Origin of the sequence: Saccharopolyspora sp. NPDC050642 (assembly GCF_040654735.1) — a bacterium.
Classification (GTDB): domain Bacteria; phylum Actinomycetota; class Actinomycetes; order Mycobacteriales; family Pseudonocardiaceae; genus Saccharopolyspora; species Saccharopolyspora elongata.
This window is the reverse complement of sequence record NZ_JBFAIN010000018.1, coordinates 65,217-77,693: the sequence shown is the minus strand read 5'-3', so window position 1 is coordinate 77,693 and position 12,477 is coordinate 65,217. Positions and strand designations below refer to the sequence as shown.

The following is a 12,477-nucleotide window of genomic DNA, read 5'->3' as shown; positions in this document are numbered from 1 at the left end:
TCCTCTGGGAGAAGTTCGGGCTCCGGGCCGCTGCCCTCCGTGTTGATAAGAATATTAGACCATCCCTTCAGAGGCCCGAAAATCGCCCCCCCTCTTTTGGGGATCGTCGCAGGTGGCGGCGGCTGCAGCGGCCCGGCGGCAGGGTCAGCGGCCGACCAGCGCGGCGGTCCGGCGCGGTGGTTGCGCGGGGGCGGGGACGGCGGGCAGGTCGGCGACGAGGAGTTCGGGCAGCTGGTGGAGGCCCGTGATGGTCGGCACGTCGGCGGCCGGGTCCTGGTTGCCGCCGCGGTCGAGCCAGATGCCGTGCAGGCCGGCGCGGGCGGCGCCGAGGGCGTCGATGTCGAGCTTGTCCCCGACGTGGGCGACTTCTTCGGGGCGCAGGCCGAGCGCGTCGCAGGCGGTGTGGAAGATGCGAGGGTCCGGTTTGGCGACACCGATCTCGGCGGAGATGATCAGTTCGTCGAAGGCGTCGGCGAGGCCGACGGCGGCGATCTTCTTGCGCTGGTAGGCGCTGGGCGCGTTGGTGATCACGGCGAGCCGGAGGCCGCTGGCGCGGAGCCAGTCGAGGCACGGCCAGGCGTCGTCGTAGAGGGACCAGGCGCGCTGCATGGCGGCCATTCGCAGGGTTTCGCGGCGCGCCGCTTCGGCGGTGTCGAGTTTCTCGCCGAAGGCCGCGAAGAACGCCTGGGTGCGTTCGACGCACATCGCGTCGAAGTCGACCTCGTTGGTGACGTACCGCGCGTAGTGCTGGTCCGTGGTGCGCTGCCACACCGGCCAGGCACGGTCGCTGCCGACGAGCTCCCGCAGGCTGTGCCGCGCCGCTCGTCCGCTGTCGAGCAGGGTGTCGTCGAAATCGAGGCAGACCGCCTTGATCTGTCCGAGTTCGTGGGTGGTCGGTGCTTCAGGCGCGGATGTCACCCCGAGAGGCTAGGCGCTCACCCGCTGCGTCCGACTCGGCCAACACGGTGATCCTGTTGGCCTGTTTCGGTTGAGTCCGGTTGGCGGCGGCGGTCGTGAGCGCGAGGTGTGTTCTCGCACTCACGACCGACTGCTCAGAGGCCGGCAGGCCGGCTTGTCGCCTTTGAAGCGGCGCAGCCGCTCAGCCCACCCTCGCTACCGGCACCGCCACTCGAACCGAGCCTGGAAAGCCCGCTTCTCAGCCGAGGGCCTTGCGCAGCCGCTCGAGGGAGATGTCGCGGCCGAGGAGTTCCATGGACTCGTACAGCGGCGGCGACACCGTGCGGCCGGTGATCGCCACGCGGACCGGCGCGAAGGCCTTGCGGGGCTTGATGCCGAGGCCGTCGACGACGGAGTCCTTCAGCGCCTGCTCGATGGCCGCCGTGGTCCATTCGGGCAGCGCGTCGAGGGCGTTGATGGCGGCTTCCAGGACCGGCTTGGCGTCTTCGCCGAGCGCCTTCTCCGCGGAGGCGGGTTCGGGCGCGAAGTCGTCGCCGGCGAACAGGAAGGCCATCATGCCGACCGCGTCGGAGAGCACGATCAGCCGCTCCTGCACCAGCGGCGCGGCGGCGCGCACGGTGGCGAGCTGCTGCTCGGTCGGCTCGGCCGGGAGCACACCGCCCTGGACGAGGTAGGGCACCACGCGGTCGACGAACTCGTCGGGCGCGAGGGCGCGCAGGTGCGCGGAGTTGATCGCGTCGGCCTTCTTCTGGTCGAAGCGCGCCGGGTTGGCGCTGACGCGACCGATCTCGAAGGCGTCCACCATCTCGTCGAGGCTGAACACGTCGCGGTCGTCGGAGATGGACCAGCCGAGCAGCGCGAGGTAGTTCAGCAGGCCTTCCGGCAGGAAACCCCGGTCGCGGTGGTGGAACAGGTTGGACTGCGGGTCGCGCTTGGAGAGCTTCTTGTTGCCTTCGCCCATGACGAACGGCAGGTGGCCGAACTCGGGGGTGAAGTCGGTGACCCCGATGCGCTGCAGCGCCTCGTAGAGCGCGATCTGGCGGGGCGTGGAGGACAGCAGGTCTTCGCCGCGCAGCACGTGGGTGATGCGCATCAGCGCGTCGTCGACCGGGTTGGTGAGGGTGTAGAGCGGGTCGCCGTTGCCGCGCACCAGCACGGGGTCCGGGACGCTGCCCGCGGGGAAGGTGATCTCGCCGCGCACCAGGTCGGTGAAGGCGATGTCGCGGTCGGGCATCCGCAGGCGCAGCACGGGCTTGCGGCCCTCGGCGCGGTAGCCGGCGATCTGCTCGTCGGTGAGGTCCCGGTCGAAGTTGTCGTAGCCCAGCTTGGGGTCGCGACCCTTGGCCTTGTGGCGGGCTTCGACCTCTTCCGGGCTGGAGTAGGACTCGTAGAGCTCGCCGGCGGCCAGCAGTCGCTGGGCGACGTCGGCGTAGATGTCGCGCCGCTCGCTCTGCCGGTAGGGGCCGTAGGGGCCGCCGACCTCGGGGCCTTCGTCCCAGTCGAGGCCCAACCAGCGCAGCGCGTCGAGGATCGCCTGGTAGGACTCCTCGGAGTCCCGGCTGGCGTCGGTGTCCTCGATGCGGAACACCAGGGTGCCCTTGTTGTGCCGGGCGAACGCCCAGTTGTAGAGGGCGGTGCGGATGAGGCCGACGTGCGGTGTCCCGGTCGGCGAGGGGCAGAACCGGGCGCGAACGGTCCTGACATCGGCTTGTGCTGCGGCTTCTGGCGTGCTCATAACACATCCAGCGTAGTCACTCGCCGTCGGCGGTTGACGGGCGCATCCAGGGAGGGCATCCTGAGCTTATTCAACACACGTTGAAATACTGGAGGGGATCGCAATGGAGCGGACCACCTGCTGCGTGATCGGCGGCGGACCGGCGGGCATGGTGCTGGGGCTGCTGCTCGCCAGGGCCGGCGTCGAGGTGACCGTGCTGGAGAAGCACGGCGACTTCCTGCGGGACTTCCGGGGCGACACGGTGCACCCCACCACGCTGCAGCTCCTCGACGACCTGGGGCTGGCCGAGCGGTTCGCCGAACTCCCGCAGCGCCGCCTGAGCCAGGTGCGGCTGCCGATCGGCCCGGCGGGCGAGCTGTTCACCATCGGCGACTTCAAGGCGCTCAAGGTGAAGTACAACTACATCGCGATGGTCCCGCAGTGGGACTTCCTGGACATGCTGGCCGACGCGGGCAAGCAGGAGCCGACGTTCACCCTGCGGATGAACACCGAGGCGACGGAGCTGATCCGGGAAGGCGGCCGCGTCAACGGGGTGCGCTACCGCACCTCCGACGGCGAGACCGGCGAGCTGCGCGCCACCATCACGGTGGCCTGCGACGGCCGGAAGTCGTTCGTGCGCGAGATGCCCGAGCTCGGGCTGCAGGACTTCCCGACGCCGATGGACGTCCGGTGGTTCCGGGTCCCGCGGCAGGCCGGCGATCCCGCGGGCGGCATCGGCCTGATCCGGGAACGCACCTTCACCGTCATGTTCGACCGCGGCGACTACTTCCAGGTCGCGTCGATCATCGGCAAGGGCACCGACGCGGAGGGCCGCAACCGGCCCGTCGAGGAGTTCGGCGAACGCCTGACCCGCTTCTTCCCGTGGCTGGCCGGGCGGGACCTGGTGCGCAGCTGGGACGACGTCAAGGTGCTGCACGTGACCCTGGACCGGTTGCGCAAGTGGCACGTGCCGGGCCTGCTGTGCATCGGCGACGCGGCGCACGCGATGTCACCGGTCGGCGGCATCGGCATCAACCTGGCGGTGCAGGACGCCGTCGCGGCGGCCCGCCACCTGGCCGGGCCGCTGCGCGACGGTCGTCTGGAGCGCAGGCACGTCGCGGCGGTGCAGCGGCGGCGCTGGCCGACGACGGTGCTGATCCAGCGGCTGCAGCGGGTGATCCACGAGAACGTGATCTCCCCGGCGCTGCGCGGGGAAATCGACTTCGGCGACACCGCGCGCCTGCCGCTGCCCCTGCGGGCGGTCTCGAACGTCCCGTGGCTGCGCAGGATCCCGGCGTACGTCCTCGCCTACGGCGCGGTCCGCGAGCGCCCGCCCAAGGCGGCCCTCCGCTGAGGACCGGGCCACGGACCTCCGCAATTTCCATTGAAATCGAAGGTCCGATTTCAATGGAAATTGCGGATCCTGGGGCCCGGCGTCAGCCCTGCTGGACCGGGTTGGTCAGGGTGCCCAGGCCGTCGATGGAGACCGAGACCTTCTGGCCCGCCTGCATCGGGCCCACGCCCGCCGGGGTTCCGGTGAGGATCACGTCTCCCGGCAGCAGCGTCATCACCCGCGAGATCCACGACACGAGCGCCGCGATGTCGTGGATCTGCAGCGACGTCCGCGAGTTCTGCTTGAGCTCGCCGTCCAGTTCGGTGCGGATCGCCAGGTCCGACGGGCTCACCGAGGTGTCGATCCACGGGCCCAGCGGGCAGAACGTGTCGTAGCCCTTGGCCCGCGTCCACTGCCCGTCGGCCTGCTGCTGGTCGCGCGCGGTCACGTCGTTGGCGATCGTGTAGCCCAGCAGCACTTCGGTGCCCCGCGCCTCCGGCACGTCCTTGCACGGCTGCCCGACGACGGCGGCGAGTTCGCCCTCGAAGTCCACCCGCTCGGAGTTCGGCGGCAGCTTGATGGCGGCGTTGGGGCCGATCACCGTGGTCGACGGCTTCATGAAGATCACCGGGTTCTCCGGCGGTTCCGAGCCCATCTCACGGGCGTGCTCGGCGTAGTTCTTGCCCACGCAGATGACCTTGGTGGGCAGGATCGGGGCCAGCAGCCGGACATCGGCCATCGGCCACTTGCGACCGGTGAACGTCGGGTCGCCGAACGGGTGCTGGTCGATCTCGACCGCCAGCACCTTCTCCTGCGGTGCGGCCGGATCCGGCTCCAGTGCGACGAAGGACACCCCGTCGGAGTGGGCGACACGTGCCAAGCGCAAGACGAACCTCCGGAATCGAAAGTGGACCGTCACCAGCGTAACGCCGCGAAAGCGAATGCCCGTGCGCGGTTGTCGCGGCGCGAATGGCCATGGCGACCGCCGCCACTCACGACCGGGTGCGATGTGTCGTGAGTGGCGGTGGTCGTCACAGCGACCACAACCACTCACGACCGGATCGCTACCGGGCAGCGGCCGCGTTGCGCCGCAGGGCCTTGTACACCAGCGCGTCGCAGAGCGCGAGCCAGCTCGCCTCGACGATGTTGCCGTGCACGCCCACCGTGGTCCACTCCTCCTCGCCGTCGCGGGATTCCACGAGCACTCGGGTGACCGCGTCGGTGCCTGGCGCGTCGATGAGGATGCGCACCTTGTAGTCGGCCAGCTCAACGGATTCCAGCCAGGGCAGGTGCGGGACCAGCGCCTTGCGCAGCGCCGCGTCGAGGGCGTTGACGGGCCCGTTCCCTTCTGCGGTGGCGATCACGCGCTCCCCCACGACGTGCACCTTGACCGTCGCTTCGGAAACCGTCTCGCCGTCCGGTCGGTGGTCGAGCACGACGCGATAGGACTCCAGCTCGAACGGCGCCTCGACCGGATCGCCGTCGGCCACGGCGGCCATTTCGCCGCGCAGCAGCAGTTCCAGCGACGCGTCGGCCGCTTCGAAGGACCAGCCGCGCGCTTCCAGTTCCTTCACCCGGCGCACCGCGCCGGTGACGGCGGCCGGCGACTCCGCGAGGTCGAGGCCGAGCTCGGCGCCCTTGAGCTCCAGGCTGGCGCGCCCGGCCATCTCGGTGACCAGCACCCGCATCCCGTTGCCCACCAGCGCCGGATCGATGTGGTTGTACAGCTCGGGGTCCACTTTGATCGCGCTCGCGTGCAGCCCCGCCTTGTGCGCGAAGGTCGACTGGCCGACGTAGGCCTGGTGCGTGTCCGGCGCGAGGTTGGCGATCTCGGCCAGCGCGTGCGAAACCCTGGTCAGCTCCCGCAGCTTTCCCTCCGGCAACACCGGCATCTCCAGTTTCGCGGCGAGATTGCCGATCACGGCGAACAGATCCGCGTTGCCCGCCCGCTCCCCGTAGCCGTTGGCGGTGCACTGCACGTGGGTCGCACCGGCCTGCACGGCGGCGACGCTGTTGGCCACCGCGCAGCCGGTGTCGTCCTGGCAGTGGATGCCGACGCGGAATCCCGTGCGCGACACGACTTCGCGGACCGTCTCGGCCAGTTGCAGCGGCAGCTGCCCGCCGTTGGTGTCGCACAGCACGACGACGTCGGCGCCCGCGCCGGCGGCGGCGTCCAGCACGCGCAGCGAGGTGTCGGGATCGAAGGCGTAGCCGTCGAAGAAGTGCTCGGCGTCGAGGAACACCCGGCGCCCCTCCCCCACCAGGTAGCGCACCGTGTCGGCGACCATCGCGCAGTTCTCGGCCACATCGGTGCGCAGCGCCCGCTCGATGTGCCGTCGGTCCGATTTGGCCACCAGGGTCACCACCGGGGCGCGCGACTCCAGCAGTGCCCGCACCTGCGGATCTTCGTCCACTTTGGTCCCGGCCCGCCGGGTGGAGCCGAAGGCGACGAGGGCGGCGTGCCGGAGTTCGAGTTCGCCTTCGGCGGCGCGGTGGAAGAACTCCGTGTCCTTGGGCAGCGCGCCGGGCCAGCCGCCTTCGATGAAGCCGACGCCCAGCGAATCCAGCAGCCGCGCGACGGCGAGCTTGTCGGTGACGGAGTAGGAAATGCCCTCGCGCTGCGCGCCGTCCCGCAGGGTCGTGTCGTAGACGTGGAAGTCGTCGCCCAGCGGCGTTCCGGCCGGGTTGGTGCGGGTCACTGGATTTCTCCCGTCGGCGTCGGAGATTGGGGTGGAGCGGCGGCGCAGGCAACAAAAAAGACCCCCCGCAGATGCGAGAGGTCAGCGCGCCGGGGTGCGGAGTCGTCTACCCGGCGCGCTCGCCAATAATGATCACACTGCGGAAAGCCACGCACCCATGCTGCCACAACCCGGCACCGGACCACCAGATGGCCGCGCCTTCCCACCATCCGGGCGGGAATCGGCCTACTGCCCGGATTCGGCGTGGCGCTTGATCGCCGCCAGCCGCCGGTCCCACCGGGCGGCGCGGGACGCCAGCCAGCGCGCCGTCGCCGCCAGCGGCTCCGACCGGATCGCGAAGCGGACCTCCCGCCCCACCCGGGCCGAGGTCACCAGGCCCGCGTTCTCCAGCACCGCCAGGTGCTTGACGACCGCCTGCCGCGACACCGGCAGCGCGGCGGCCAGCGCCGTCGCGCTGGCCTCACCGCGCTCGCCGAGCAGGTCCACGAGCTGCCGCCTGGTCGGGTCGGCCAGCGCCGCCAGCACCTCGTCGACCTCACCGTGCTCCGTCACGCCTGCTGCTTCTCCACCTTCTGCTTGACCTCGTCCAGCACCTGCTCCCAGCCGCCGGTGTTGTCGTCGACCGCGCCGCGCCGCGCCTCCTCCGATGCGGCGAGCGCGGCGAACCCGCTCTCGACCACGCGCAGCCGGGTCGTTCCGCCCTCCTCGGTCAGGGTGAACTCGACCAGCGTCGAGTTGCCCGCCGCGGGGTCCTCGCCGGGGAAGGCGCTCGCCCAGCGGTAGGCGAGGTAGCGGTGGGGTTCCAGCTTCTCGATCAGCTGCGGGAAGTTGCCGTACTCGGCGTGCTCCGAGACCAGCCGGCTGCCCTCGCCGACCTCGACGCCGGTCGGATCCGCCTCGCCGAGCCAGAACTCGGGTTCCAGCAGCGCCGCCCACACCTGCTCAGCAGGCGCCTCGATGACGATCTCGCGTTCGATCCGGTCGGAAACCATGCCCACTCCAATCCACGGTTGTGCAACCCCAGGGTTGCACCCCATCGCCTCATGTGCAACTCGTGGGTTGCACATGGGGGCAACGAAGAGGGCGCCCCACCGGGGACGCCCTCAACGCGATGAACGAGATCAGGACTGCGGAGCGACCTCGCGGGAGGAGACCAGCGCCGCGAGGCGGTCGCCGATCGCGAAGGTCGCGCCCGGCGCCGAGTGGTCGCGGGTGGCCAGGTCGAACGCCACCGACGCCTCGACCCGCCTGGCGGCCTCGGTCAGGCCGACGTGGTCGAGCAGCATCGCGACCGACAGCACCGCCGCGGTCGGGTCCGCCACGCCCTGCCCGGCGATGTCCGGCGCGCTGCCGTGCACCGGCTCGAACATGCTCGGGTTGCGACGGGTGGCGTCGATGTTGCCGCTGGCCGCCAAGCCGATGCCACCGGTGACGGCGCCGGCCAGGTCGGTGATGATGTCGCCGAAGAGGTTGTCGGTGACGATCACGTCGAACCGGGACGGGTCGGTGACCATGTGGATCGTGGTGGCGTCCACGTGCTGGTAGGCCACGGTGACGTCCGGGTACTGCAGCGAGACCTCTTCCACCACGCGCGACCACAAGGATCCGGCGTGGGTGAGCACGTTGGTCTTGTGCACCAGCGTCAGGTGCTTGCGCGGCCGGGAGGCGGCGCGGGCGAACGCGTCGCGCACCACCCGCTCCACGCCGAACGCGGTGTTGATGCTGACCTCGGTCGCGATCTCGTGCGTGGTGTCCTTGCGGAGCAGACCACCGTTGCCCACGTACGGACCCTCGGTGCCCTCGCGGACCACGACCATGTCGATCTCGCCGGGGTCGACCACCGGGCTCTTCACGCCCGGGTAGAGCCGGGCCGGCCGCAGGTTCACGTGGTGGTCGAGCTCGAAGCGCAACCGCAGCAGCAGGCCGCGCTCCAGGATGCCGCTGGGGACCGTCGGGTCGCCGACGGCGCCGAGCAGGATCGCGTCGTGCTGGCGGAGTTCACCCAGCACGGACTCGGGCAGCAGCTCCCCGGTCGCGTGCCAGCGCGCCGCTCCCAGGTCGTAACGAGTGATCTCGGTATCCGGCACCACCTCACCGAGGACCTTGAGTGCCTCGGCAATAACCTCCGGCCCGATCCCGTCGCCGGGGATCACAGCGAGCCGCATCTACACACCTCCCGAGAACCACCCCGACCCGCGGGGCTCGAACTGTTGAGCCGAAGGCTACCGGCACGACTGCGGGCAGCGGCATGCCGGGCCCACCAAGTGGATGACATGTCCCGCATAGTGGGACACCCATTGGAGTGAGATGACCATCGGTCCCTGGTACGACACGGGGGCCGTCCCACATCGTGGAACGGCCCCCGCGTCACTCGTCCGAGTTACTCAAAGCTGACGGTGCGCACGATGCGCGCACCGACCGCGGCGCCGATCGGCTCCAGCACGCCCGGCTCGACCGGACGGTCCACGCGCAGCAGCATGATCGCGTCCGAGCGCTCCGTGGTCTGGCTGACCATCGCCGCCTCGATGTTCACGCCGACCTCGCCGAGCAGGGTGCCGACCCGGCCCATCACGCCCGGCCGGTCCGGGTACTCCAGCAGCAGCACGTTGCCCTCGGCCCGCAGGTCGAAGTGCCGGCCGTTGACCTCGACCAGCTTCTCCACCTGGTTCGACCCGGACAGCGCGCCCGAGACCACGGCGGTGCGGCCGTCCGGCAGGCCCGCGCGCACCGACACCACGCTGCGGTGGTTCGGGCTCTCCGAGGAGGTCTTGACCTCCACCTGCACGCCCAGGTCCTCGGCCAGCTGCGGCGCGTTGACGAAGGTCACCTGGTTCTCCACGGCGCCGGCGAAAACGCCGCGCAGCGCCGCCAGCTGCAGCACCGAGACGTCCTCGTCGGCCAGCTCGCCGCGGGCCTCGATGGTCACCGAGCTCGGCGTGCTGCCGACCAGCGCGGCCAGCACCTGGCCCAGCTTCTGGGTCAGCGACAGGTACGGGCGGACCTCCTCGCCGACCACGCCGCCCTGCACGTTGACGGCGTCCGGCACGAAGTCGCCGCGCAGCGCCAGCCGCACCGAGCGGGCCACGTCGGTGCCCGCGCGGTCCTGCGCCTCCACGGTGGACGCGCCCAGGTGCGGGGTGACGACCACGTTGGACAGCTCGAACAGCGGGCTCTCGGTGGTCGGCTCGGTCTTGAAGACGTCGATGCCCGCGCCGCCGATCTGGCCGTTGCGCAGCGCGTCGACCAGCGCGTCCTCGTCGATCAGGCCGCCGCGGGCGGCGTTGACGACCAGCAGGCCCGGCTTGGCCTTCTTCAGCTCCTCAGCACCGATGAGGCCGAGCGTCTCGGCGGTCTTGGGCAGGTGGATGGAGATCGCGTCGGCGCGGGCCAGCAGCTCGTCGAGCGTGACCAGCTCGATGCCCAGCTGCGCGGCGCGACCCGCCGACACGTAGGGGTCGTAGGCGATCAGCTTGGTGCCGAAGGCGGCGACGCGCTGAGCGAACAGCTGGCCGATCTTGCCCAGGCCGACCACGCCGACGGTCTTGCCGTTGAGCTCGACGCCGGTGTAGGAGCTGCGCTTCCACTCGCCGTTCTTGAGGCTGGCGTCGGCCTGCGCGACGTTGCGCGCCACCGCGAGCAGCAGCGCCATCGCGTGCTCGGCGGCCGAGACGATGTTGGAGGTGGGGGCGTTGACCACCATCACGCCGCGCTCGGTGGCGGCGGGCACCTCGACGTTGTCCAGGCCGACCCCGGCGCGGGCGACGACCTTGAGCTTCTTCGCCGCCGACAGCACCTCGGCGTCGACCTTGGTGGCGGAGCGGACCAGCAGCGCATCGGCGTCGGCGACGGCGTCGAGCAACGCCGGCCGGTCGGTGCCGTCCACGTTGCGGATCTCGACCTCGTCCCCGAGGGCGTCGATCACGGACGGTGCCAGCTTCTCGGCGATCAGGACGACAGGACGGCTTGCGTTGGTCACGGGCGAACTCCATTTTTGAAGATCACGGTCGGCACGGCGATGTGCCCGGACGGGGTCGAAGTTTAACGGGAGTTTGAGAAAGCGTTCACAAGGGTGTTGCCCGGATCACCGGTCCGGAATCGCCCGCCCGTTAAACCCGATTCTTCGGCATTGTCGCAGATCAACCAGGCTGCGGACACAACGCGCAACGCCGTGGGGACGCGTTGTCACCCATGCGGCTGCCGGGTCGCCGGTTGCCCGAAGGCACGGCTACCGCGCGCACCTGCCCGTGCGCGTTTCGGGGTGCTGCAGCGCCCCGAAGCACTCGCGGAACCACCCGCGCAACCGGCAGCTGCCGCGCGAGGCGCTCCGTGCTCGGATCACGGCTCGTCGAACTCGCCGTCCTTGGCTCCGGCGACGAACGCGTCCCACTCCTCGGGAGTGAAGACCAGGACCGGGCCCTCCGGTTCGGCGCCGTTGCGCATGCCGATGTAGCCGTCCACGAAGGCGATCTCGACGCCCGGCTCGTCCGGGTCGTCCGTGCTGGTGATCCACTCCGCGTCGGTGAAGTCGAGCTTGTGGCGGATGTGCGCCTTGTTGTCGACGATCTCGTTGTCTGCACTCACGATGCGTACCCTATCCCTCACCCGCAGCGACCGGTTCCCCCTTTGGCAATTGGGAAAGCCGCACCGGGAACCTACCGGGAAGGCCGAGGCCCGGTGATCCCTCGTGGGGCTCACCGGGCCTTTTCGCATCGGCCGGACGCGCGGTCGGCGCGCCGCCGAGGATCGCGGGTCCTTACTTGTTGGTCCAGGACATCAGCGAACGCAGCTTCTTGCCGACCTCTTCGATCTGGTGGGCGTTGCCCTCGGCCTGCAGCTTGGTGAAGTTCGGGCGCCCGGCCTCGTCCTCGGCCACCCACTCCTTGGCGAAGGTGCCGTCCTGGACCTCGCTCAGGATCTTGCGCATCGACTCCTTGACGTGGGCGTCGATCACCCGCGGGCCGCGGCTGAGGTCGCCGTACTCGGCGGTGTCGCTGATCGAGTACCGCTGGCCGGCGATGCCGCCCTCCCACATCAGGTCCACGATCAGCTTGAGCTCGTGCAGGACCTCGAAGTAGGCGATCTCCGGCTGGTAGCCGGCCTCGACCAGCACCTCGAAGCCGGTCTGCACCAGGGCGCTCGCGCCACCGCAGAGGACCGCCTGCTCACCGAACAGGTCGGTCTCGGTCTCCTCCTTGAAGGTGGTCTTGATGACGCCGGCCCGCGCGCCACCGATGGCGGCGGCGTAGGACAGCGCCAGCGCCTGGGCGTTGCCGGAGGCGTCCTGCTCGACCGCGATCAGGCAGGGCACGCCCTTGCCGTCGACGAACTGGCGGCGCACCAGGTGGCCCGGGCCCTTCGGGGCGACCATCGCGACGTCGACGTCCGCCGGCGGCTGGATCAGGCCGTAGCGGATGTTGAAGCCGTGGCCGAAGAACAGCGCGTCGCCCTGCTTCAGGTTCGGCGCGATGTCGTTGGCGTAGATCTCGCGCTGCTTGGTGTCGGGCGCGAGGATCATGATCAGGTCGGCTTCCGCCGAGGCCTCGGCCGGGGTGAGCACCCGCAGGCCCTCCTCCTCCGCCTTGGCGCGCGACTTGGAGCCCTCCGGGAGGCCGACCCGGACGTCGACACCCGAGTCCCGCAGGCTCAGGGCGTGGGCGTGGCCCTGGCTGCCGTAGCCGATGACCGCGACCTTGCGACCCTGGACGATGCCCAGGTCGGCGTCCGCGTCGTAGAAGATTTCAACTGCCATGGTGATTCAGCGTTTCCTTTCGGGACTTCTTCGTACCCGCCGCCGAATGCGGTGGTCTTCTCGC

11 protein-coding genes are annotated in these 12,477 nt (G+C 70.2%); 1 reads left to right on the top strand and 10 read right to left on the bottom strand.

What is annotated here, in order from left to right; genetic code table 11:
* Positions 1–144 precede the first annotated feature (144 nt).
* Entirely contained in the window at positions 145–918 is a 774-nt protein-coding gene (locus tag AB0H93_RS25590; protein WP_358575686.1) for an HAD family hydrolase, read from the bottom strand.
* Positions 919–1,156: 238 nt separating this feature from the next.
* Positions 1,157–2,653 carry a glutamate--tRNA ligase gene (gene gltX / locus AB0H93_RS25585; RefSeq protein WP_358575685.1) on the bottom strand — a complete coding sequence of 499 codons (1,497 nt, stop codon included), beginning with the start codon at positions 2,651–2,653 and terminating at the stop codon, positions 1,157–1,159.
* A gap of 103 nt (positions 2,654–2,756) precedes the next feature.
* Between gltX and AB0H93_RS25580 the strand changes: the two genes are divergently transcribed.
* On the top strand, positions 2,757–3,986 hold the full coding sequence (locus AB0H93_RS25580; RefSeq protein ID WP_358575684.1) for an FAD-dependent oxidoreductase: 1,230 nt from the start codon (positions 2,757–2,759) through the stop codon (positions 3,984–3,986).
* Between the two features lie 82 nt (positions 3,987–4,068).
* Here AB0H93_RS25580 and AB0H93_RS25575 read toward each other — a convergent pair whose 3' ends face one another.
* From AB0H93_RS25575 to ilvC, 8 genes are all read right to left on the bottom strand, one after another.
* On the bottom strand, positions 4,069–4,851 hold the full coding sequence (locus tag AB0H93_RS25575; protein WP_132484708.1) for a fumarylacetoacetate hydrolase family protein: 783 nt from the start codon (positions 4,849–4,851) through the stop codon (positions 4,069–4,071).
* A gap of 178 nt (positions 4,852–5,029) precedes the next feature.
* Positions 5,030–6,664 (bottom strand): citramalate synthase, encoded by a 1,635-nt coding sequence (gene cimA / locus AB0H93_RS25570; protein WP_358575683.1) that lies wholly within the window; start codon positions 6,662–6,664, stop codon positions 5,030–5,032.
* A gap of 225 nt (positions 6,665–6,889) precedes the next feature.
* Entirely contained in the window at positions 6,890–7,216 is a 327-nt protein-coding gene (locus AB0H93_RS25565) for a metalloregulator ArsR/SmtB family transcription factor (protein ID WP_358575682.1), read from the bottom strand.
* Positions 7,213–7,656 carry an SRPBCC family protein gene (locus AB0H93_RS25560; RefSeq protein WP_358575681.1) on the bottom strand — a complete coding sequence of 148 codons (444 nt, stop codon included), beginning with the start codon at positions 7,654–7,656 and terminating at the stop codon, positions 7,213–7,215. Before AB0H93_RS25560 ends, AB0H93_RS25565 begins: the two co-directional genes overlap by 4 nt.
* A 129-nt stretch (positions 7,657–7,785) precedes the next feature.
* Positions 7,786–8,829, bottom strand: coding sequence for a 3-isopropylmalate dehydrogenase (locus tag AB0H93_RS25555; RefSeq protein ID WP_358575680.1), 1,044 nt, complete (start codon positions 8,827–8,829; stop codon positions 7,786–7,788).
* Between the two features lie 215 nt (positions 8,830–9,044).
* Positions 9,045–10,640, bottom strand: a complete 1,596-nt coding sequence (serA, locus tag AB0H93_RS25550; RefSeq protein ID WP_358575678.1) for a phosphoglycerate dehydrogenase — start codon at positions 10,638–10,640, stop codon at positions 9,045–9,047.
* A 359-nt stretch (positions 10,641–10,999) separates the two neighbouring features.
* Positions 11,000–11,245 carry a DUF397 domain-containing protein gene (locus AB0H93_RS25545; protein WP_093262585.1) on the bottom strand — a complete coding sequence of 82 codons (246 nt, stop codon included), beginning with the start codon at positions 11,243–11,245 and terminating at the stop codon, positions 11,000–11,002.
* Positions 11,246–11,417: 172 nt separating this feature from the next.
* Entirely contained in the window at positions 11,418–12,413 is a 996-nt protein-coding gene (ilvC, locus tag AB0H93_RS25540; RefSeq protein WP_093262583.1) for a ketol-acid reductoisomerase, read from the bottom strand.
* Positions 12,414–12,477 lie beyond the last annotated feature (64 nt).

Coding starts and splice junctions, on each gene's coding strand:
- AB0H93_RS25580 (WP_358575684.1), top strand. CDS start 2,757: ATGGAGCGGACCACCTGCTGCGTGATCGGCGGCGGACCGGCGGGCATG.
- AB0H93_RS25555 (WP_358575680.1), bottom strand. CDS start 8,829: ATGCGGCTCGCTGTGATCCCCGGCGACGGGATCGGGCCGGAGGTTATT.
- gltX (WP_358575685.1), bottom strand. CDS start 2,653: ATGAGCACGCCAGAAGCCGCAGCACAAGCCGATGTCAGGACCGTTCGC.
- ilvC (WP_093262583.1), bottom strand. CDS start 12,413: ATGGCAGTTGAAATCTTCTACGACGCGGACGCCGACCTGGGCATCGTC.
- AB0H93_RS25560 (WP_358575681.1), bottom strand. CDS start 7,656: ATGGTTTCCGACCGGATCGAACGCGAGATCGTCATCGAGGCGCCTGCT.